The following is a 21072-nucleotide window of genomic DNA, read 5'->3' on the forward strand; positions in this document are numbered from 1 at the left end:
TATGCGCTCTGTCCCGGTGGCTACCGAATTCCATCTGGCGGGCAGCTTCGTCGAACGCCGCTCTATTGTAGGGCTGGGAGGCCCAAACTCCAAGCGGAATCCGGAAGGCCCTTCGGCGCCGAAAACCCGCGAAGTTCGGTCAAAAAAACGAGAACTTTCGATTAAGTTACGTTAACTTCCGCTAAAAATATCACGTTTTTTGCCATACGGCGGCGAAAAACCCGTCCGTCTGATGAAGGTAGGGCCAGAGCCGCAGATAGGGCCCGCGGCACAACTTGTCAGCGTGTTCCACCCCCAGATGGGTCAACAAAGGGTCCGTTTCAAGCACGTTGAACTCTTTATTAGCTACAGTGAAAGCCTCCGCAATCGCCTCGTTTTCTTCTCGAAGAATGCTGCAGGTCGCGTAAACCAGCCGTCCGCCGGGTTTGAGCAGGCGTGCAGCGCTCTGCAGGATCGCCGTTTGTTTGGCTCTGAGCTCTTCAATCGCTTTGGGGTTCTGCCGCCATTTCAGGTCAGGATTGCGACGCAAGGTGCCCAAGCCCGAGCACGGCGCATCCACCAGCACTCGGTCGATCTTGCCCGCCAGCCGCTTGATGCGGTCGTCGCGCTCATGGGCAATCGCCACCGGATGCACGTTCGACAGGCCGCTGCGCGCCAGCCGCGGCTTGAGTGCGTCCAGCCGATGCCCGGACGTATCGAACGCGTAGAGCCGGCCGGTATTGCGCATGGAAGCCCCCAGCGCCAGCGTCTTGCCACCGGCGCCAGCACAGAAATCGACCACCATCTCGCCGCGCTTGGCATCCACCAGCAAGGCCAGCAATTGCGAGCCCTCGTCCTGCACCTCAATCGCGCCGCGGGTGAAGGCATCCAGCTTGGCGAGTTGGGGCTTGTCAGCGATTCGTAATCCCCAGGGGGAAAACGGTGTGGCTGTGGTCTTGATGCCCGCCTTGGCAAGTTCTTTCTGAACCTCGGCGCGCTTGTCCTTCAGCGTGTTGACCCGAAGGTCCAACCCGGCAGACGCGTTGAGGCTTTCCACCAGCGGCCAGAAATCGTTGCCAAGTTGTTCCTTCAGCGGCTCCACCAGCCACTGCGGCAGGTTGTGGCGGTGCAGTTCCATCAGGTCGGCGGGCTTGACCTGGTCGCAGCGGGCAAGCCAGTCTTTTTCCTGCTCGGTCAGCGCACCCAACAAGAAATCGCGGGCACTCGCAAAACCGAGGATGGCCAGCCGCCGCTCGGGTGCACCGCTGCCGTGCTGGGCGAGATAGGTGAACAGATTTTTCTTGCGCAGCACGGTGTAGATCGTTTCCGCCACCGTGGCCCGCTCGCGGGGACCCAGACGCAGTTCACGGAAATAGCGCGACACCACCATGTCAGCGGGGTGGTCGAATTTGAGAACCTGCTTGAGAAGTTCGGCGCAGCTGTCGAGTAAGGCTTTGGGATGCATAGCCCTGCATTGTCCCACCAGCTCATGCGGCATTGACCAAAGAGTGGAGCCGCATGAGAAGCTTTGTCTCTGACCGGCAGCAGGCCTGAGCGCTACTTCCGGAGTGCAGCGAGCTCGCTTCGCAATCTGGCGACCTCTGCGTCTGCCAGCTCAAGCCGCCGTCGCAATTCAAGCTCCGTAGCCATGGTGATCTCGTCCCAGACGTTGGGCGGAACATCGAAATGCCTGAGCAAATGCCTGCGTTCATGCGCAACATAAAAGCGGTTCACGCCGTCAAAATAGGCGAACTGGTACCCCTGCGCCAGCAGGTGAGGCTCCCAGGTCATGTGATTCGGGCTTGGCAGACCGGGAAGCACGGCCTCAATAACCATCATCCACGGTCGGTGCGCCGTCAGATCCAGTCCGCGCAGAACGTCCAGCTCCATTCCTTCGACATCCACAGACAACAGATGCCAATCGCCGGTCGGAAAATGCTTCTCGTACAGGCTGCTCAGCCGGAGCTTCGGTACCTTGATGGTTTGCACTGGCTGGTTCCCGTGCCTTTTCCAGTGCTCCACGGTCGCGGGGTCGCCCGAGCTGATCTGCCGCTGCGGAAACAGGTGGAAATCAAGCAGTCCCTCTTCCTGCCCCACCGCGACCTCGGCCACGATGTCCCGTGGGCGAAAGCGAGTCCACTCGCTGCGCATCTCGGCGGTAAGGAGCGGCTCCACAACCAGCCCACACCACCCTTTTTCATACAGGGCGTAGGTGTTGCTGTCCTGCCGGGGGAAACAGGCGCCGACGTCAACATAGCGTCCGACGGGCATGTCCTTGAACACCCGCTGCAGGATGACGTCCTCGAAGTTGCGGGTGTAACAGATCATGGGGCGTGGCATCCTTCTTGTACGCAACGAAAATTGTCGTCAGGAACTTTACCCCCGGACCAGTGCGGGCACAGCAGCACCCGCGCGACCAGCACCGTTGGCGAATCCCGTCTTCCAGAGGAATCAGCAGTATGACCGAAGAATTTCCACCCGCCGTGAACACCCCTCCGGGCCTCTATCGCCACTACAAAGGCATGCTGTATGAGGTGATCGGCACCGTGCGCCACAGCGAAAGTCTGGAGGCCATGACGCTGTACCGCGCGCTGTACGGTGAAAAGGGGCTGTGGGTGCGGCCTGCCGCGATGTTCAATGAAGAGGTGGTGATCGACGGCGTGAAGCAGCCGCGCTTCGCTCGCCAACCTAATTAAAAGCACCAAACCTGGCGCGTATAACCCAAGGGGTAAAAATGGCCGCCACGCCGGGCCGCCCCAAGCAAGGCCAGCCCCCTCGGGGGGCAGCGTATTACACGGAGTGAAAAGCGTGGGGGCGATGTGAGGTCACCGATAATCATGGGTTATGTCCGAATCCCACGCTCCCACTGAAATCGAAAAGCAGGTCAAGCGCCGCCGCACGTTTGCCATCATCTCGCACCCCGACGCCGGCAAGACCACGCTGACTGAAAAGCTTCTGCTGTTTTCGGGCGCGATCCAGATCGCCGGCAGCGTGAAGGCGCGCAAGGCGGCCCGCCACGCCACTTCGGACTGGATGGAGATCGAGAAGCAGCGTGGCATCTCGGTGGCCAGCTCAGTGATGCAGATGGAATACCGCGACTGCGTGATCAACCTGCTGGATACGCCCGGTCACCAGGATTTCTCGGAAGACACCTACCGCGTGCTCACGGCCGTGGACGCCGCGCTGATGGTGATTGACGCAGCTAACGGCGTCGAGCCTCAGACGCGCCGCCTGCTGCAGGTCTGCCGTGCCCGCAACACGCCCATCCTCACCTTCGTCAACAAGATGGACCGCGAGGTCCAGGACCCGATGAGCGTGATGGACGAGATTGAGCGCGAACTCGGCATGACCGTGGTGCCCTTCACCTGGCCGGTCGGCATGGGCAAGCTGTTCCATGGCGTGTACGACCGCCGCGAAGACCGCATGCGTGTCTTCAGCCCCGGCGAGGAAAAAGCCGGCGGTGACGATGAAATCCTCGCCGGACTCGACAACGCCGAGGCCGCCCAGCGCTTTGGCGCCGAATACGCGCAGGCGCAAGGCGAGATCGAACTGGTCGCCGGCGCCACGCCAGAGTTTGACCGCAACGAGTTTCTCGCGGGCCGGCAGACGCCGATGTTCTTCGGTTCGGCCATCAACAACTTCGGCGTGCAGGAAGTGCTGGACGCACTGGTGGACCTGGCACCCGCGCCTGCAGACCGCGAATCCATCCAGCGCGTGGTGCACCCTGAAGAGAAGAAATTCTCGGGCGTGGTGTTCAAGATTCAGGCCAACATGGACCCGGCGCACCGCGACCGCATCGCCTTCCTGCGGGTGGCCAGCGGCGAGTTCACCCGCGGCATGCGGCTGAAGGTGGTGCGCAGCGGCAAGGAGCTGCGACCCAACACCGTGGTCAGCTTCATGAGCCAGCGCCGCGAGCTGCTCGACACCGCCTTTGCCGGCGACATCATTGGCATCCCGAACCACGGCGTGCTGCAGCTCGGCGACACGCTGACCGAAGGTGAGGCCCTGCAGTTCACCGGTCTGCCCTTCTTTGCGCCGGAAATGTTCCGCGCGGTCGAGGTGGCTGATCCGCTGCGCAGCAAGCAGCTGCGTGCCGGTCTCACCCAGCTCGGCGAAGAAGGTGCGATCCAGGTGTTCCGGCCCATCGCCGGCTCGCTGCTGCTGCTGGGTGCCGTGGGCCAGCTGCAGTTTGAAGTGGTCGCTCACCGTCTGGAACATGAATACGGTGTCAAGGCGCGCATCATGGGCAGCCAGTTCAATCTGGCGCGCTGGGTCACCAGCGATGACCCGAACGAGCTGAAGAAATTCATTGACGCCAACTCCCACCGGGTGGCGCTCGACGCCGTCGATGCCCCCACACTGCTGGTGGACCACAGCGCCACCTTGCGCGCGGTGGAGCAGCAGTGGCCCAAGATCAAGTTCCACGCGCTACGTGAGCACGCCGGCCTGGTGTTCCAGTCCAAGATGTGATTTTTCCCGCCTTCAGCTGAAGCCACACCGCAGCCGACAAAACCCGGTTTTGCAATAAGCTATGCGGATGAACACCAAGGCAGGCTGGCGGGGTTGGCTGATGCTGCTGCTCTGGCTGCTGTTGCAGCCGGGCCATGCGCAGGACTTCGTCCGCCTTTACAAGGACAGCGTGACCATCCAGCTGTCTGAACCGCTGCAGTGGGTGGCGGTGCCCAGGGGCAGCGTGAGCTCTCCGGATGCGCTGGTCACCTCTGGCACCCGCGAATTCCAGCCTTACACCAGCACCACCGTCCTGCCCACCTCCAGCGATCAGGACGTCTGGGCCACCTTTTCTCTACCGCCTACCGAATCGCTGCAGACCTGGTTCATCCGCCTGCCCGGCCAGCCGCTGACGAAAGTCAGCCTCTTTTCACGCGGCCCGCAGGGGGAATGGCAGGTGCAGGCGGCAGGGGAAGCGCTGGCACCGTCTGACTGGTCACTGCGCACGCGGGTACCGAGTTTTGAACTGCAAACCCACGACGACCGCCCGCAGACCTATTACATGCGCTTCGAGAATCACCGCGCGCTGACTGACCGCCCCATGCTGCTGTCGCCGGTCGAGTACGTGGACGGCGCATCGCGTGTGGGCGTGGTGATCGGCCTGATGTGGGGCATGTTCAGCGTGCTGGCGGCGTTGAGTATTGCCGCCTTCGTGATGGCCCGCAACACGGTGTTCCTTTGGTTTGGCGCGGTGGTGGTCACGCTGATGTTCACACAGCTGGTGCTGATTGGTTATGGCAGCTGGCGCATGTGGCCGGGCAGCGCGCACCTCAATCAGGTCATGAATTGGGTCTCGGCCGCATTGAGCCTGGCCGCAGGCGCCTGGTTCTGCAGCCAGGCCAGCTACGCGCGCAGCAGCCATCCGCACATCTACAAGCTGCTGGCATCCGTCACAGCGGGCAGCCTGCTGATGGCGGGCCTCATGGCCGTCGGGCAGGACTTCATCCCGCGCGACCTCCGCAACCTGTGGCTGGGGCTGTCCACCGTCACGATTCTCGGCAGCCTGGCCTGGATGTCCCTGCGCGGGCAGCGCTGGAACCTGCTGCTGCTGCTGGGCTGCGCGCCCATCGGTCTGGCGGCCCTGGCGCGCATCCTCCACAACGCGGGATGGGTGCTGAACATCGAATCGGCCCAGGCCGCCGGCGTTATGTCGGCCATCATCGGGCTGCTCTGGATCTTTTTTGTGCTGGCGTGGCGCAGCCGGGCGGCGCTGTTTTCCAACCACCGCATCTCTGCCCTGGCCAACTACGACCCCGCCACCGGGCTGATGCTGCCGCGCGTGCTGGATGAGCGGCTGGAACACATGCTGCAGCGCGCACGCCGCCGCAGTTCGGAATGCGGCATCCTGCTGATTCGCTGGCTCAACCAGGCCCCGAGCGCCGACGAGCTGAATGACCGCAAGCGCAGCGTTGCCCTGTCGCGCGTCGGCGAAATCCTGCGCCGTGCAACCCGCGACATGGACACGGTGGTTCGCTACGAGGAAAACCTCTTCCTGATGCTGATTGAAGGGCCGGTGAACCGCGAGGCCGTGTCCGAGGTGTCGACCAAGATCCTCGCTGACGGCATCCGGCTTTCAGGCAAGCTGGACCAGCCTGACGCCTTCAACCTGCACATCGCCATCTGGCACGGCACGCCTGACCACCATTCCGGCGCACAGATCATCGAAAGCCTCAAAGCCCGGTTGCGGCAAATGAGCCCCGGCCCCAAGCGTTACGTGCAGTTTGTCGATGCGGTTGGCGAACCGGCTGGTGCACCGCCGGAAGAAAGCGTTCGACGGCAGGAGCTGCTGGCCAAGATCAATGCGATCGAGGTCTCGCATCCGGCGCTGCATGGGGACGAGCCGGGGCCACTCAGCAAGCCCATGGCCTGAGGCGCCATAAGGTGTAATACGGCGAAGTAACGCCGGCCGTAGACCGGCCCTTAGGCCAGCGGCAGCGGCAAGGCCGTCTTGTAGCGGACCTGTTTGAGCGCAAAACTGGAACGGATTTTCTCGATGCCCGGAATCGGCGTGAGCTGCTCCAGGATGAATTTCTCCAGCGCGCCGATGTCGGCAATCGCCACACGGATCAGGTAGTCGCTGTCGCCCGACATCAGGTAGCACTCCATCACCTCGTCGTGCTCGGCAATGCGGCGCTCGAACTCTGCCAGCGACTCCTTGTTCTGCGACCGCAGGCTGATGGAGATGAACACACTCAAGCCGAGACCCAGGGCAGCGGCATTGGCAATGGCCACATAGCGGTCAATCACGCCAGCAGACTCCAGCGCCTTGACGCGCGCCAGGCACGGCGACGGGCTCAGGTGCACGCGGCGGGCCAGTTCCACATTCGATAGCGAACCGTCCTGCTGCAGCTCCTGAAGAATCTTCAAGTCGACGTTATCCAGCTTCATATTCTCTTTTTAGTTTGATTAGAAGCATTTTATGCCGTCATAGTGGAATTCACCCCGATATTGAGGCAACACCTTTGGCGCCTGCCGGCGTAGAGTCAGTCCTGCCATGAACGACCTCACACCCCATCACCTCCTCCAGACGCCCGAGCCGTCAGCCACCGACCCGGACCCGCAGGAAACCGCGGAGTGGACCGAAGCCTTCCACGCGCTCGCGGCCACGCAGGGGCCTGTCCGTGCGCGGCAGATGCTGGATGCCCTGGCGCGCGTCGCACGCGAGCGTCGCATCGGCTGGCAGCCCGAGCTGTGCACGCCTTACATGAACACGATTGCGGTGAACGAGCAGCCGGTGTTCCCGGGCGATCTGGCGATTGAAGAGCGACTCGCTTCGCTGATGCGCTGGAACGCACTGGCGATGGTGGTGCGCGCCAACCAGTCGGAATCGGGCGGCTCCAGCGAACTGGGCGGCCATATCGCCAGCTATGCCAGCGCAGCAGACCTGTTTGAAACCGGCTTCAATCATTTTTTCCGTGCACGCGAAGGTACGGAGCCTGGGCAACACCGGGGGGATCTGGTGTTCTTTCAGCCGCACAGCGCGCCCGGTGTGTATGCACGCGCTTACCTCGAAGGCCGGCTCACTGAAAAGGACCTGAGCTTTTACCGCCAGGAACTCACCGCCCCGGCGCAGCAGGCGCAAGGACTGTGCAGCTACCCACATCCCTACCTGATGCCGGATTTCTGGCAGTTTCCCACCGGCTCCATGGGCATCGGCCCGATCAGCTCGATCTACCACGCGCGCTTCATGCGCTACCTCACGCACCGTCGCTTGCTTGATTGCACTGGCCGCAAGGTCTGGGGCGTGTTCGGCGATGGCGAGATGGACGAGCCCGAGTCGATGAGCGCCCTGACGCTCGCCGCACGCGAGGGCCTGGACAACCTGGTCTGGGTCGTCAACTGCAACCTGCAGCGCCTCGACGGCCCGGTGCGTGGTAACGGCCGCATCATCGACGAGCTGGAAAAGCTTTTCGCTGGTGCCGGCTGGAACGTCATCAAGCTGGTCTGGGGCAGCGACTGGGACGGTCTTTTCGCCCGCGACCTGACCGGCGCACTCACGCAGGCCTTTGCTCACACGGTGGACGGCCAGATGCAGACCTTTGCCGCCAAGGACGGGCGCTTCAACCGCGACAACTTCTTCGGCCAGAACGAGGAGCTGGCACGCCTGGCCCAGGGCATGACGGACGAGCAGATCGACCGCCTCAAACGCGGCGGCCACGATCTGGTGAAGATCCACGCCGCCTATGCCGCAGCCGCTAATCACCGTGGCCAGCCCACGGTGATCCTGGCACACACCAAAAAAGGCTACGGCATGGGCAGTGCCGGGCAGGGCCGCATGACCACCCATTCGCAAAAGAAGTTTGATGAAACCGACCTGATTGAATTCCGCAACCGATTCAACCTGCCACTGAGTGACGAGCAGGCCAGGCGCATCGATTTCTACAAGCCGGCCGCCGACAGCCCCGAGATGCAGTACCTGCACGCACGCCGCGCCGCGCTGGGCGGCTACCTGCCGCGCCGTGACACCGCCGCCGATGTGGTGCCGGTGCCGCCGCTGGCCGGCTACGCGCAATTCGCTCTTGCGGCCGATGGCAAGGAGATGAGCACCACCATGGCCTTTGTGCGCATGCTGGGCAGCCTGCTGAAAGACAGCGCGCTGGGCCCGCGCATCGTGCCCATCGTGGCAGACGAAGCGCGCACCTTTGGCATGGCCAACCTGTTCAAGCAGGTGGGTATTTACAGCAGCGTGGGACAGCGCTATGCGCCGGAAGACATCGGCTCGGTGCTGAGCTACCGCGAAGCACTCGACGGCCAAATCCTGGAAGAAGGCATCAGCGAGGCGGGCGCCATGGCCAGCTGGACGGCGGCAGCCACCAGCTACAGCGTGCATGGCCTAGCGATGCTGCCCTTCTACATCTACTACTCGATGTTTGGCTTCCAGCGCGTGGGCGACCAGATCTGGGCGGCTGCCGACCAGCGCGCGCGGGGCTTTCTGCTGGGTGCGACCTCGGGCCGCACCACGCTGGGTGGCGAGGGCCTGCAGCACCAGGACGGCAGCAGCCACCTGATCGCTGCCACCATTCCTAACTGCAAGGCCTACGACCCGGCCTTCGCGGGCGAGCTGGCCGTGATCCTGAACCGCGGCATGCAGGAGATGATGGTCGAGCAGCAGGACGTGTTCTATTACGTCACGCTGATGAATGAAAACTACGCGCAGCCGGACCTGGTGCCGGGGGCCGAAGCCGACATCATTCGCGGCTGCTACCTGTTCAAGCGCTACGCAGCGCAAGACGAGGGCAGCACAGGTCAGACCGCACGCAGTGTCACGCTGCTGGGCTCAGGTGCCATCCTCACTGAAGTGATCAAGGCAGCGCAACTGCTGGCAGCGCAAGGCATTCACGCCACCGTTTACAGCGTCACCAGCTGGAGCGAACTCGCACGCGATGGCGCAGAGACCCAACGCGAAGCCCTGCAGGGTCAGACTGCAGCCGAGCCCTTCATCGCGCAGCAAATGGCCAGCAGCACCGGCCCCATCATCGCCGCCACCGACTATGTGCGCGCCGTGCCGGAGAGCGTGCGCGCGTGGTTACCGGCAGGCCGTTCCTACCTGACGCTGGGGACCGACGGCTTTGGCCGCAGCGACACGCGGGCTGCACTGCGGGAGTTCTTCAGCGTCAACGCGCGAAGCATTGCCAACGCGGCCCTGCATCAGTTGCAGAGCACATGACTCGGTGACATGACGCTTTGAAACGACAGAAAGCCCGTGGGCATCACTGCACACGGGCTTTACACGGGCTTTGAATGGCAACGCGGCGTGCGCCGCGTCTTTCACCAGAGGTGTGGAACTTACTTGGGCAGCAGCACCTTGTCCACCACGTGAATCACGCCGTTGGACTGATACACGTCGGCAATCGACACTTTGGCAGAGCCACCTTTTTCGTCGGTGACCGTCACACCGCCGCCTGCGGCCATCGCTGTGAGATTACCGCCTGCAACTGTCTTGAGCGTGGCCTTGCCACCGCCTGCGGCAATGGCTTTGGTCAGCGCCGCTGCATCCATCTTGCCGGCGACAACGTGATAGGTCAGCACACCGGTCAAAGCGCCCTTGTTTTCAGGCTTGAGCAGGGTGTCGACGGTACCAGCGGGCAACGCGCCGAATGCAGCGTTGGTCGGTGCAAACACGGTGAAGGGGCCCGGACCTTTCAGCGTATCGACCAGGCCCGCTGCTTTCACGGCAGCCACCAACGTGGTGTGGTCTTTGGAGTTGACCGCGTTGTCGATGATGTCCTTGTTGGCGAACATGGGCGCGCCGCCCACAGTCACCTGGGCAAATGAAGAGACGGCTGCACAGGACAGTGCCAATGCGAGGCCGATGGAAGCGAGTTTGCTGGAGTTGCGCATGTGAATTCCCTTAGATGGTCTGAAGTTGAATGAAAGGTTGAGTAAAGAACTCAAGCCGAAATCAGGATGATTCAAACGGCTGCAAGGAATACGGCAGCCCATCGGCCACAGATTCAATCCATGGCGAGATGCAGGTCATTCAAACGTAGCCGGGTGTAACACGCGCGCTGGTGCTAACAGGACGCAACACCGCGAGAGAGGAATTCAAACCGCTTCGTAAAGCGTCACGACACAGGCACCACCCAGACCCAGGTTGTGCTGCAAGCCCAGCCGGGCACCAGCGACCTGCCGCCTGTCGGCCTTGCCGCGCAGCTGTTGAACCAGCTCCGTACACTGCGCCAGTCCAGTCGCACCGAGCGGATGGCCTTTGGAGAGCAAGCCACCCGACGGGTTGGTCACATAGCGCCCGCCGTAGGTGTTGTCGCCATCGCGCACGAACTTCTCTGCGCCACCGTCAGGGCATAGGCCTAGCCCTTCGTAGGTCAGGAGTTCGTTGTGCGCGAAGCAGTCGTGCAGCTCCACCACCTGCACGTCTTCCGGGCCGATGCCTGCCGCTTCGTACACCTGGCGCGCTGCCTCGCGGGTCATGTCCAGCCCCACCACCTGCCGCATGTCGTGCGCCTCGAAGGTAGACGGAAAGTCGGTGGTCATCGCCTGGGCACGAATGCGCACCGAACGATCCAGATCATGTCGCTGTGCAAACGCCTCACTGCACACCACCGCCGCCGCACCGCCGCAAGTGGGTGGGCAGGCCATCAGCCGTGTCATCACACCCGGCCATAGGGCGGGCGCGTTGAGCACATCGTCTTCGCTCAACTCCTGGCGGAACAGGGCCAGCGGGTTGTTGACCGCATGGCGGCTGGCCTTGGCACGGATGCTGGCGAAAGTGCGCAGCGAAGTGCCGTACTGCTGCATGTGGGCCAGACCCGCGCCGCCGAAGTAGCGCAGCGCGAGCGGCACGCCTTCGACCTGCAGCAGGGCATCGGCCTCCTGCTCGAAGCGGTCAAACGGCGTGGGGCGATCTTCAAAAATCGAACCCAGCGCACCCGGCTTCATCTGCTCGAAGCCCACGGCCAATGCGCAGTCCACACTGCCTGATGCGACCGCCTGACGCGCAAGGAACAGTGCGGTCGAGCCGGTCGAGCAGTTGTTGTTGACATTGAACACCGGCACACCCGACATGCCCACGGCATAGACGGCGCGCTGCCCGGAGCAGGAGTCGCCATACACATAGCCGGCATAGACCTGCTGCACTTTCGCGTAGTCAAGCCCCGCGTCCTGCAGCGCAGCGCGAATGGCTTCTGCACCCATAACGTCATAGGAGGCGCTGGCACCCGGCTTGGTGAAAGGGATCATGCCGACCCCAGCTACAAAAACGTCGCGTGTCATGGTCATCTCCTGCCGTTCAGCGGCCTTGAAACACCGGTGGCCGTTTCGCCAAGAAGGCTTGCAGCGCCTCGTGAAAATCGGCTGTCTGCGTCCCGGCCTTGAAGTTGTCGCGTTCGGCATCGAGCTGCGTTGGCAAATCGTTCTCGAACGACTGACGCATCAGCCGCTTCATGCGGCCGTAGGCCAGCGTCGGCCCCGAGGCCAGCCGCGTCGCCAAGGCGAGCGTTTCTTCTTCCAGATCGGCGGCGGGCACCACGCGGTTGACGATGCCCAGACTCAGGGCTTCGGCGGCATCAAAAGTCTCGGACAACAGTGCAATCTGCATCGCACGCCGCAGACCAACCAGGCGCGGCAAACTCCACGAGCCCGACACATCACAGTTCGCCGCCACGTTGGCATAGGCCAGATTGAAGCGCGTGCCCTCCGCCGCAATCGCCAGGTCGCAGGCCATGGACAGGCTGAGTGACCCACCGGCCACCACACCGTGCAGGCTGGCAATCACCGGGGCATTCATGCCAGCCAGCAGCAACACCGCTTCATGCAGGCAGCCAATCAGCACATCGGCCGTGCGCTGCGAATCGTGCTGAAGCACAGCCAGATCGCCTCCCACCCCGAACGCGCGTCCTGCACCGCGCAGCACCACGACGCGCACGGTGTCATCGGCGGCAAGTGACTTGCAGGCCGCCAGAAAGGCTTCGGCCGCCGGGATGTCCAGTGCGTTCATGGCTGCGGGACGGTTGAGGGTCAGGAAGGCAATGGCGCCCTCGCGGCCGAGCAGCACAGGACTGGTTTCAGATGGCATGGCGAACTCCTCAGAGGGCCGTGGTCCATCGCGGGAGGCGATGTCGGCGAAGCTACACAGCGCTACAGAGTATCCAGCAACTCGCGCACGGCCTGCGGATAGATCCGGTGCTCCTGGCTCAGCACCCGCGCGGCCAGCGTGTCGGCCGTGTCACCCGGCAGCACCGGCACCACCGCCTGCGCGAGGATGGGGCCGTGGTCCAGATCGGCCGTCACGTGGTGCACGGTGGCGCCAGCCACCTTGCAGCCGGCATCGATGGCGCGCTGGTGGGTGTTCAGACCGGTGAAGGCGGGCAGCAGGGACGGATGGATGTTCACCAGCCGCCCGGCGTAATGCGCGACAAAGCCCGGCGTGAGAATACGCATGAAACCGGCCAGCACCACCAATGCCGGCGAATGCGCATCGATGGCGGCCATCAGAGCTGCGTCAAAAGCCTCGCGCGAGTCGTAGTCCTTGTGCGGTACCAGGGCGGTGGGCAAACCCAGCTCGCGGGCCAGCGCCAGACCCGTGGAGTCGGCGCGGTTGCTGATCACCGCCGCGATGCGCGCGCCCACTGTGCCCGCCCAGTCCTCGCGCTCAGCAGCGCGGGCCAATGCCGCCATGTTGGAGCCGCTCCCCGAGATCAGGATGACGATGTTCTTGTATTCTCTTCCCATAGCCCCTTAGTTTAGAACGTCATGCCCGCCGCGCTGAAGGGCGCGCCGGGGGCAGCCCACCCACCCGATAACCACCCGACGCCGTGTGGTTTGTCCCAACTGAGACATGACGTTTCGAACGCCCGTGCTAAAAAATGAATGGTGGCCGTTGATGCACGTTGATGCATCAACGCGCTGCACGCCAACCGACCCGGAGACACCGACACCATGGATTTAGCTTTCACGCCTGAAGAGCAGGCATTCCGCGAAGAGATTCGCGCCTGGGTTCGCAGCCACCTGCCCGCAGACATTTCGCACAAGGTGCACAACGCCCTGCGGCTGTCGCGTGAAGACATGCAGCGCTGGGCCAAAATCCTCGGCAAAAAAGGCTGGCTCGGCCATGGCTGGCCCAAGCAGTTTGGCGGGCCAGGCTGGAACGCCGTGCAGAAGCACCTGTTTGAAGAGGAATGTGCGCTGGCCGGTGCGCCGCGCGTGGTGCCCTTTGGCCCGGTGATGGTTGCGCCGGTGATCATGGCTTTCGGCAATGCCGAGCAGCAACAGCGCTTTCTGCCAGGCATCGCCAGCGGCGAGGTCTGGTGGAGCCAGGGCTACAGCGAACCGGGGGCAGGCTCGGACCTGGCCTCGCTCAAATGCAAGGCGGACCGTCAGGGTGACCACTACATCGTCAACGGCCAGAAAACCTGGACCACGCTGGGCCAGTACGGTGAATGGATTTTCTGTTTGGTCCGCACCAGCAGCGAAGGCAAGCCGCAAACCGGCATTTCCTTCCTGCTGATCGACATGAAGTCACCGGGCGTGAGCGTGCGGCCCATCAAGCTGCTGGACGGCGAGGCCGAGGTCAACGAGGTCTGGTTCGACAACGTGAAGGTTCCGGCCGAGAACCTGATCGGCGAGGAGAACAAGGGCTGGACCTATGCCAAGCACCTGCTGAGCCACGAGCGCACCAACATCGCCGACGTGAACCGCGCCAAGCGCGAGCTGGAGCGCCTCAAGCGCATCGCCAAGGCCGAAGGCGTGTACGACGACGTTCGTTTCCGCGATGAGATCGCCAAACTGGAAGTGGATGTGGTGGCGCTCGAAATGCTGGTGCTGCGCGTGCTGTCGGCCGAGAAATCCGGCAAGAACTCGCTGGACATTGCTGGCCTGCTCAAGATTCGCGGCAGCGAGATCCAGCAGCGCTACAGCGAGCTGATGATGCTTGCCGCCGGCCCCTTCAGCCTGCCCTTCATCGAAGAAGCGATGGAAGCCGGCTGGCAGGGCGACTTCCCCGGCGGGGTGCCCGGCAACGCGCCGCTCGCCTCCACCTACTTCAACATGCGCAAGACCACGATTTACGGCGGCAGCAACGAAGTGCAGCGCAACATCGTCTCCCAGGTCGTGCTGGGTTAAACGGTCGTCATCGGTCACAAGGACAACACCATGGATTTTGATTTCACCGACGACCAGGAACAACTGCGCGACGCCGTCCGCAAATGGGTCGACAAGGGCTATGACTTCGAGCGCCGACGCAGCATCACGGCAGCGGGTGGCTTTTCGCGCGAGGCCTATGGCGAGCTGGCCGAGCTGGGCCTCGCGGGCCTCTACATTCCAGAAGATGACGGCGGCCTTGGCATGGGACCGGTCGATGGCATGGTGGTCATGGAGGAGCTCGGCCGCGGCATGGTGATGGAGCCACTGGCCCACACGCTGATCGCTGGCGCGGTGCTCGCCGGCCATGCCACCGACGCGCTCAAAGCCAGCTGGTTGCCGCGCATCGCATCAGGCGAGGCGCTGGTGGTGCTGGCGCATCAGGAACGCAGCGCGCGCTACCGGCTGGATACCTGCGCCGCCACGGCAACGCAGGCGGGCGGGCAGTGGTCGGTCAGCGGTACCAAAAGCGTCGTTCCTGCAGGCGATCACGCCGATGCTTTTCTGGTGCCTGCCATGGCTGGCGGCCAGATGGCGCTGTTCCTGGTCGAGCGCACCGTCGCTGGCGTGACCACGCGCGGCTATCTCACGCAAGATGGCGCACGCGCCGCCGAAGTCACGCTCAACAACGCACCTGCTGAGCTGATCACGCAAGACGGCGCCAGCGTGCTGGCACACGCCGTGGATATCGGCATTGCCGCCACCTGCGCCGAAGCCGTGGGCGTGATGGACAAGACACTGGCCATCACCGTCGAGTACATGAACACGCGCAAGCAGTTCGGCGTAGCCATCAGCAGCTTCCAGGCACTGCGCCACCGCGTTGCCGATATGAAGATGCAGCTGGAGCTGGCCCGCTCGATGAGCTACTACGCATCTCTCAAGCTGAACGCACCGGCCGACGAACGCCGCCGCGCGCTGGCCAGGGCCAAGTACCAGATGGGTGTGTCGATGCGCTTTGTCGGCCAGCAGGCGGTGCAACTGCATGGCGGCATCGGCGTGACCGATGAGTACATCGTCAGCCACTACTTCAAGAAGCTCACGCAGCTGGAAATGACCTTTGGCGACACCCTGCACCATCTGGGCGAGGTGTCTGCCCGAATGCAGGACACGGCTGGGGTATTTGCCTAGAAGTAACGTTCCCCCCGAAGCGGCCTGCGGCCGCCTCCCCCTCAAGGGGGCGCCACCAGCGGCCCGGCAAAGCCGGTTCCGCGGTGGCCCTCGACCCAAGGTGCAACCGTACCAGGAGCGTTACACGCGTACGCGTAAAGAGATCGAAGGCATCACGCGTGCAGGCGTGACGTTTTGGGAATGTGCGCCATCAAGAACTCCATCTGGTCCGCCAGGATGCGGCGGTTGCGCAGGATGAAGTCCTCCCACAGGCTGGGAACATAAGGCGTGTACAGCAGCGGCATGTGGGCCTGTTCCGGGGTGCGGCTGCTCTTGCGGTGGTTGCAGCCACGGCAGGCGGTGACTACGTTCATCCAGGTGTCGATGCCGTTCTGGGCAAACGGAATGATGTGCTCGCGCGTCAGGTCTTCCTCGTGGAAGTGGCCGCCGCAGTAGGCGCACACATTGCGGTCGCGGGCGAACAGCTTGCTGTTGGTCAGGCTGGGCTTGAGGTCAAAGGGGTTGATGTTCGGCACGCCCTTGGTGCCGATGATGCTGTTGACCGTGATGATCGACTGCTCACCGGTGATGGCGTTGTGGCCGCCGTGGAAGGTCACGATGCGTGCGCCCATTTCCCAGCGCACTTCGTCGGCCGCGTAGTGCAACACGGCCTCCTCGAGGCTGATCCACGACTGTGGCAATCCCTGGGCTGATAGCTTCAAGACCTTCAAAACGAACCTCCATCACGATGGAAACAGCGTTGTCGAACCGGTTGTATGGCTACACGTCTGTCAATATACAGTGAAATGATGACAAACGCCTTCAAATCAAGGCATTCACCACGTCCCGAGCGCGCCCCTTGGGGCTGTTCCGCTACAAAAACGATAATCAGGGCATGAAGATTTTTCGCGGCTTTCACCATCCGGGCTTGGCGCCGCACTGCGCGCTGACCATCGGCAATTTCGACGGTGTGCACCGCGGCCACCAGGCGATGCTGGCGCTGCTGAAAAATGAGGCACAGCACCGCGGCGTGCCGAGCTGCGTGATGACCTTCGAGCCGCACCCGCGCGACTACTTCGCGCGGCTGGCCCGCAAACCGGAGCTGGCCCCGGCGCGCATCGCCACGCTGCGCGACAAGCTGACCGAGCTGCAGCGCTGCGGTATCGACCAGTGCGTGGTGCTGCCCTTTAACGCGGCGCTGGCCAGCCAGAGCGCCGAGGCCTTCATCGAGGAAGTGCTGCTGCAGGGGCTGGGCGCGCGCTACGTGCTGGTGGGCGACGATTTCCGTTTTGGCACTAAACGCACCGGCGACTACGCCATGCTCGATGCAGCAGGCAGCCGCCTTGGGTTTGACGTGGCGCGCATGAACAGTTACGAGGTCAGCAATACGCGGGTGTCGAGCTCGGCGGTGCGCGAAGCGCTGGCCCAGGGCCGCATGGACCGGGTCACCAGCCTGCTGGGTCGGCCGTACAGCATTTCCGGCCATGTGGTGCATGGCCGCAAACTGGGGCGGGACCTCGGCTTTCGCACCCTGAACCTGCGGTTTTCCCACTGGAAACCGGCCGCCAGCGGCATTTTTGCGGTGCGGGTGCACGGCCTGGGCGCCCAGGCCATTCCCGGGGTGGCCAACCTGGGCATCCGGCCCTCGCTGGACCCCAACGACGTCAATGGCGGGCGGGTGCTGCTGGAAACCCATTGCCTGAGCTGGCCGCCAGAGCTGGGGCCGGAGGGGGCATACGGTAAAATCATCTTCGTGGAACTGCTGCACAAACTGCACGACGAGCTGAAATACGACAGTCTGGACAGCCTGAAAGCGGGCATTGCCAAAGACTGCGACGACGCACGGGCGTTCTTCAGCGCAGCCCAGGGGTCTTTTCCGGCAGCTATGCACACCGAAACCAGCCGCCAGATCACGCGCGACCGAATTTAGACGATGCCGTCACCAGGGCGCTGACTGCACCAGATCGCGGTGCACGACTGACCGCCCTTTGTCTGTTTCTCCCTCTTCATCCTGACAGCCGATCGGGCACTGCCCGAACTGAATTTCTGAGCGTTTCATGTCTGACACCAAAACCGATTACCGCAGCACCCTGAACCTGCCCGACACGCCCTTCCCGATGCGTGGCGACCTGCCCAAGCGCGAGGCCGGCTGGACCAAAGAGTGGGACGACAAAGGCATCTACAAAAAGCTGCGTGACGCCCGCTGCGGCAAGCCGAAGTTCGTGCTGCACGACGGCCCGCCGTATGCCAACGGCAAGATCCACATTGGCCACGCCGTCAACAAGGTACTGAAAGACATGATCGTCAAGGCGCGCCAGCTCAAGGGGCTGGACGCGATCTATGTGCCTGGCTGGGACTGCCATGGCCTGCCCATCGAAAACGCCATTGAGAAGCTCCACGGCCGTAACCTGCCGCGCGATGAAGTGCAAGCCAAGAGCCGCGCCTTCGCCACCGAGCAGATCGCCGGCCAGATGGCCGACTTCAAGCGCCTGGGCGTGCTCGGCGAGTGGGACAACCCCTACCGCACGATGGACTACGCCAACGAGGCGAATGAAATCCGCGCACTCAAACGCATCATGGAGCGCGGCTTTGTGTACCGTGGCCTGAAACCGGTGTACTGGTGCTTCGACTGCGGTTCGTCATTGGCAGAGTTCGAGATTGAGTACGCGGACAAGAAATCGCACACGCTGGACGTGGGCTTTCAGTGCGCCGAGCCTGAAAAGCTTGCCGCCGCCTTCGGCCTGCCCAGTCTTGCGAAAGACGCCTTCGCCGTGATCTGGACCACCACCGCGTGGACCATCCCGGCCAACCAGGCGCTCAACCTCAACCCCGAGCTGGAGTACGCGCTGGTCGATACCGAGCGCGGCCTGCTGCTGCTGGCTGCCGTGCTGGTCGAGAAATGCCTGGAGCGCTACCAGCTTACCGGCAAAGTGGTCGCGACCACACAGGGCAAAAAACTGGGGCTGATCAACTTCAAGCACCCGCTGTATGACGTCGATGCGGGTTACCGCCGCTTCAGCCCGGTGTTCCTAGCCGACTACGCCACCGCAGACGACGGCACCGGCATTGTTCATTCCTCGCCCGCCTACGGTGTGGAAGACTTCAACTCCTGCGTGGCCAACGGCATCGCCTACGACGACATCCTGAACCCGGTGCAGGGCAATGGCCGCTATGTCGATGAACTGCCGCTGTTTGGCGGCCTCAACATCTGGAAGGCCGCGCCGCTGGTCATCGAGAAGCTGCGCGAACACGGGCGCCTGTTTGCCACCCATGACATCACCCACAGCTACCCGCACTGCTGGCGCCACAAAACGCCGGTGATCTACCGTGCCGCGGCCCAGTGGTTTGTGCGCATGGACGAAGGCGTGGGCGTGTTCACCAAGGACAAGGCAAAGAAAACGCTGCGCGAGCTGGCCCTGGCCGCCATTGAGGAAACCAGCTTCTACCCGGAGAACGGCAAGGCCCGGCTACGCGACATGATTGCCGGCAGGCCCGACTGGTGCATCAGCCGCCAGCGCAACTGGGGCGTGCCCCTGCCCTTCTTCATCCACACCGCCACCGGCGAGCTGCACCCGCGCACCATGGAGATCATGGACCAGGCCGCCGCCATGGTGGAGGCCGGCGGTATCGAGGCCTGGAGCAAGGCCACGGCCGAATCCATCATTGGCGACGACGCGCCGAACTACATCAAGAGCACCGACATCCTTGACGTGTGGTTCGACTCCGGCACCACACATGAGCACGTGCTGCGCCACAGCCACGCCGCCCAATCCACCTGGCCGGCCGACCTGTACCTGGAAGGCCACGACCAGCACCGCGGCTGGTTCCATTCGTCGCTGCTCACCGCCTGCGCAATGTACGACCACGCGCCCTACAAGGGCCTGCTCACCCACGGCTTCACGGTGGACGGCAAGGGCCGCAAGATGAGTAAAAGCGAAGGCAATGTGGTGGTGCCGCAGGAAGTGAGCGACAAGCTCGGTGCGGAAATCATCCGCCTCTGGTGCGCCTCGACCGACTACTCGGGCGACCTCGGCATTGACGAAAAGATCCTCGCCCGCGTGGTGGACGCCTACCGCCGCATCCGCAACACGCTGCGCTTTTTGATGGCCAACGTCAGCGACTTTGACCCGGCCAAAGACGCCGCGCCACTGGACCAGCTGCTGGAAATCGACCGCTACGCGCTCAGCCGTGCGTCGCAGTTGCAGGCCGACATCCTGGCGCACTACGAGGTGTACGAGTTCCACCCGGTTGTGTCCAAGCTGCAGATCTACTGCAGCGAAGACCTGGGCGCCTTCTACCTCGACGTGCTCAAAGACCGGCTCTACACCACGGCCCCCAAGTCGCTGGCGCGCCGCAGCGCGCAAACCGCGCTCTGGCACATCACCCACGCGATGCTGCGCTGGATGGCGCCTTTCCTCAGCTTCACCGCCGAGGAAGCATGGAAGGTGTTTGGCGATTCGGAATCAATTTTTCTGGAGACCTACTCCGAGCTGCCCGCACCCGATGCGGCATTGCTGTCCAAATGGACCCGCATCCGCGAGATCCGCGATGCGGTGAACAAGGACATTGAAGCACTGCGGGCCGACGGGAAGGTCGGCTCCTCGCTGCAGGCCAACGTGGCGCTTGAAGTTGACGCGGCGGACCATGCGCTGCTCGCCAGCCTGGGCGAGGACCTGAAGTTCATCTTCATCACGTCTGCGATTGACCTGATGGCCGGCAGTGCGCTGAAGTCCACCGTGAGCGCCAGCACCGCCGTGAAATGCGAGCGCTGCTGGCACTACCGCGAAGACGTCGGTCACGATGCAGCGCACCCCACGCTGTGTGGCCGTTGCACCAGCAACCTGTTTGGCACCGGCGAAACCCGGACGCACGCCTGATGGCCAAGTCCTCCTCCAACACCAACGCCATGCTGCCGTGGCTGGGCCTGGCGCTGCTGATCCTGATCGCTGACCAGTTCACCAAGGTGCTGATCCTAGGCTATTACCGTCTGGGCGATGCCACCTATGTGACCAGCTTCTTCAACGTGGTGCGGGTGCACAACCTGGGTGCGGCGTTCTCGTTTCTGGCGTCTGCGTCGGGCTGGCAACGCTGGTTCTTCACGGCCATCGGCGTGGCGGCAGCCATCTTCATCGTCTGGATGCTCCGAGCGCATGCCGGGCAAAAGCTGTTCTCGTTTGCGCTGGCCTGCATTCTGGGCGGCGCGGTGGGCAACGTGATTGACCGCCTGTTGCACGGCTATGTGGTGGACTTCCTCGACTTTCACTATGCAGGCTGGCACTTTCCCGCCTTCAACATCGCCGACAGCGCCATCACCATCGGCGCCGTGTGCCTCATCCTCGACGAGCTGCTGAGGGTGCGCCGGGCACGCTGATTGTTTGTCTG

General features: G+C 63.2%; 17 protein-coding genes. 9 read left to right on the top strand and 8 right to left on the bottom strand.

What is annotated here, in order from left to right:
• Positions 1-190: 190 nt before the first annotated feature.
• Positions 191-1444 carry an RsmB/NOP family class I SAM-dependent RNA methyltransferase gene (locus AAG793_RS08930; RefSeq protein ID WP_341906896.1) on the bottom strand — a complete coding sequence of 418 codons (1254 nt, stop codon included), beginning with the start codon at positions 1442-1444 and terminating at the stop codon, positions 191-193.
• Positions 1445-1536: 92 nt separating this feature from the next.
• Positions 1537-2307 (bottom strand): FkbM family methyltransferase, encoded by a 771-nt coding sequence (locus tag AAG793_RS08935; RefSeq protein ID WP_341906898.1) that lies wholly within the window; start codon positions 2305-2307, stop codon positions 1537-1539.
• Between the two features lie 131 nt (positions 2308-2438).
• Here AAG793_RS08935 and AAG793_RS08940 point away from each other — a divergent pair, with 131 nt between their 5' ends.
• The 3 genes from AAG793_RS08940 to AAG793_RS08950 all read left to right on the top strand — a co-directional run bounded on the left by AAG793_RS08940 (position 2439) and on the right by AAG793_RS08950 (position 6358).
• A complete protein-coding gene (locus tag AAG793_RS08940) occupies positions 2439-2675 on the top strand; it encodes a DUF1653 domain-containing protein (RefSeq protein WP_341906901.1) in 237 nt (78 codons plus the stop codon).
• A gap of 148 nt (positions 2676-2823) precedes the next feature.
• The gene (locus AAG793_RS08945; protein WP_341906902.1) at positions 2824-4449 is read left to right on the top strand and encodes a peptide chain release factor 3; all 1626 of its coding nucleotides are present in this window, start codon (positions 2824-2826) and stop codon (positions 4447-4449) included.
• A gap of 67 nt (positions 4450-4516) precedes the next feature.
• Positions 4517-6358, top strand: a complete 1842-nt coding sequence (locus AAG793_RS08950) for a 7TM diverse intracellular signaling domain-containing protein (protein WP_341906904.1) — start codon at positions 4517-4519, stop codon at positions 6356-6358.
• Between the two features lie 50 nt (positions 6359-6408).
• On the opposite strand, the gene AAG793_RS08955 is transcribed toward AAG793_RS08950, so the two are convergent.
• Entirely contained in the window at positions 6409-6876 is a 468-nt protein-coding gene (locus AAG793_RS08955) for an Lrp/AsnC family transcriptional regulator (RefSeq protein WP_341906907.1), read from the bottom strand.
• A 106-nt stretch (positions 6877-6982) separates the two neighbouring features.
• On the opposite strand from AAG793_RS08955, the gene mdeB reads away from it, so the two are divergent.
• Complete coding sequence (mdeB, locus tag AAG793_RS08960; protein WP_341906909.1) at positions 6983-9655, top strand: alpha-ketoglutarate dehydrogenase; 2673 nt, start codon at positions 6983-6985, stop codon at positions 9653-9655.
• 119 nt (positions 9656-9774) lie between these two features.
• On the opposite strand, the gene AAG793_RS08965 is transcribed toward mdeB, so the two are convergent.
• The 4 genes from AAG793_RS08965 to purN form a co-directional block, all read right to left on the bottom strand.
• Entirely contained in the window at positions 9775-10329 is a 555-nt protein-coding gene (locus tag AAG793_RS08965; protein ID WP_341906912.1) for a fasciclin domain-containing protein, read from the bottom strand.
• A 204-nt stretch (positions 10330-10533) separates the two neighbouring features.
• Positions 10534-11718, bottom strand: a complete 1185-nt coding sequence (locus AAG793_RS08970) for a lipid-transfer protein (RefSeq protein WP_341906914.1) — start codon at positions 11716-11718, stop codon at positions 10534-10536.
• 16 nt (positions 11719-11734) lie between these two features.
• The gene (locus AAG793_RS08975; protein WP_341906917.1) at positions 11735-12520 is read right to left on the bottom strand and encodes an enoyl-CoA hydratase-related protein; all 786 of its coding nucleotides are present in this window, start codon (positions 12518-12520) and stop codon (positions 11735-11737) included.
• Positions 12521-12582: 62 nt separating this feature from the next.
• The gene (gene purN / locus AAG793_RS08980) at positions 12583-13176 is read right to left on the bottom strand and encodes a phosphoribosylglycinamide formyltransferase (protein ID WP_341906920.1); all 594 of its coding nucleotides are present in this window, start codon (positions 13174-13176) and stop codon (positions 12583-12585) included.
• Positions 13177-13383: 207 nt separating this feature from the next.
• On the opposite strand from purN, the gene AAG793_RS08985 reads away from it, so the two are divergent.
• Both AAG793_RS08985 and AAG793_RS08990 read left to right on the top strand, forming a co-directional pair.
• Positions 13384-14565, top strand: coding sequence for an acyl-CoA dehydrogenase family protein (locus AAG793_RS08985; RefSeq protein WP_341906923.1), 1182 nt, complete (start codon positions 13384-13386; stop codon positions 14563-14565).
• Positions 14566-14595: 30 nt separating this feature from the next.
• Complete coding sequence (locus tag AAG793_RS08990) at positions 14596-15711, top strand: acyl-CoA dehydrogenase family protein (RefSeq protein ID WP_341906926.1); 1116 nt, start codon at positions 14596-14598, stop codon at positions 15709-15711.
• Between the two features lie 152 nt (positions 15712-15863).
• Here AAG793_RS08990 and AAG793_RS08995 read toward each other — a convergent pair whose 3' ends face one another.
• A complete protein-coding gene (locus AAG793_RS08995) occupies positions 15864-16421 on the bottom strand; it encodes an HNH endonuclease (RefSeq protein WP_341906931.1) in 558 nt (185 codons plus the stop codon).
• 164 nt (positions 16422-16585) lie between these two features.
• On the opposite strand from AAG793_RS08995, the gene AAG793_RS09000 reads away from it, so the two are divergent.
• The 3 genes from AAG793_RS09000 to lspA all read left to right on the top strand — a co-directional run bounded on the left by AAG793_RS09000 (position 16586) and on the right by lspA (position 21061).
• Positions 16586-17620: a bifunctional riboflavin kinase/FAD synthetase gene (locus AAG793_RS09000; RefSeq protein ID WP_341906934.1), complete on the top strand. Its 1035-nt coding sequence runs from the start codon at positions 16586-16588 to the stop codon at positions 17618-17620.
• A 127-nt stretch (positions 17621-17747) separates the two neighbouring features.
• Positions 17748-20567 (top strand): isoleucine--tRNA ligase, encoded by a 2820-nt coding sequence (gene ileS, locus AAG793_RS09005; RefSeq protein ID WP_341906937.1) that lies wholly within the window; start codon positions 17748-17750, stop codon positions 20565-20567.
• Entirely contained in the window at positions 20567-21061 is a 495-nt protein-coding gene (gene lspA, locus AAG793_RS09010) for a signal peptidase II (RefSeq protein ID WP_341906940.1), read from the top strand. Before ileS ends, lspA begins: the two co-directional genes overlap by 1 nt.
• The last annotated feature ends 11 nt before the right edge of the window (positions 21062-21072 follow it).

Origin of the sequence: Polaromonas sp. YR568 (assembly GCF_943372955.1) — a bacterium.
In the GTDB taxonomy this organism is placed as follows: Bacteria; Pseudomonadota; Gammaproteobacteria; order Burkholderiales; family Burkholderiaceae_C; genus Polaromonas.

Excerpts from the sequence above, each read along its gene's own strand:
- ileS (WP_341906937.1), top strand. The coding sequence starts at position 17,748 with ATGTCTGACACCAAAACCGATTACCGCAGCACCCTGAACCTGCCCGAC.
- AAG793_RS08940 (WP_341906901.1), top strand. The coding sequence starts at position 2,439 with ATGACCGAAGAATTTCCACCCGCCGTGAACACCCCTCCGGGCCTCTAT.
- AAG793_RS08935 (WP_341906898.1), bottom strand. The coding sequence starts at position 2,307 with ATGATCTGTTACACCCGCAACTTCGAGGACGTCATCCTGCAGCGGGTG.
- lspA (WP_341906940.1), top strand. The coding sequence starts at position 20,567 with ATGGCCAAGTCCTCCTCCAACACCAACGCCATGCTGCCGTGGCTGGGC.
- AAG793_RS08945 (WP_341906902.1), top strand. The coding sequence starts at position 2,824 with ATGTCCGAATCCCACGCTCCCACTGAAATCGAAAAGCAGGTCAAGCGC.
- AAG793_RS09000 (WP_341906934.1), top strand. The coding sequence starts at position 16,586 with ATGAAGATTTTTCGCGGCTTTCACCATCCGGGCTTGGCGCCGCACTGC.
- AAG793_RS08975 (WP_341906917.1), bottom strand. The coding sequence starts at position 12,520 with ATGCCATCTGAAACCAGTCCTGTGCTGCTCGGCCGCGAGGGCGCCATT.
- AAG793_RS08965 (WP_341906912.1), bottom strand. The coding sequence starts at position 10,329 with ATGCGCAACTCCAGCAAACTCGCTTCCATCGGCCTCGCATTGGCACTG.
- mdeB (WP_341906909.1), top strand. The coding sequence starts at position 6,983 with ATGAACGACCTCACACCCCATCACCTCCTCCAGACGCCCGAGCCGTCA.
- AAG793_RS08930 (WP_341906896.1), bottom strand. The coding sequence starts at position 1,444 with ATGCATCCCAAAGCCTTACTCGACAGCTGCGCCGAACTTCTCAAGCAG.
- AAG793_RS08990 (WP_341906926.1), top strand. The coding sequence starts at position 14,596 with ATGGATTTTGATTTCACCGACGACCAGGAACAACTGCGCGACGCCGTC.
- AAG793_RS08970 (WP_341906914.1), bottom strand. The coding sequence starts at position 11,718 with ATGACACGCGACGTTTTTGTAGCTGGGGTCGGCATGATCCCTTTCACC.
- AAG793_RS08955 (WP_341906907.1), bottom strand. The coding sequence starts at position 6,876 with ATGAAGCTGGATAACGTCGACTTGAAGATTCTTCAGGAGCTGCAGCAG.
- AAG793_RS08950 (WP_341906904.1), top strand. The coding sequence starts at position 4,517 with ATGAACACCAAGGCAGGCTGGCGGGGTTGGCTGATGCTGCTGCTCTGG.
- AAG793_RS08985 (WP_341906923.1), top strand. The coding sequence starts at position 13,384 with ATGGATTTAGCTTTCACGCCTGAAGAGCAGGCATTCCGCGAAGAGATT.
- purN (WP_341906920.1), bottom strand. The coding sequence starts at position 13,176 with ATGGGAAGAGAATACAAGAACATCGTCATCCTGATCTCGGGGAGCGGC.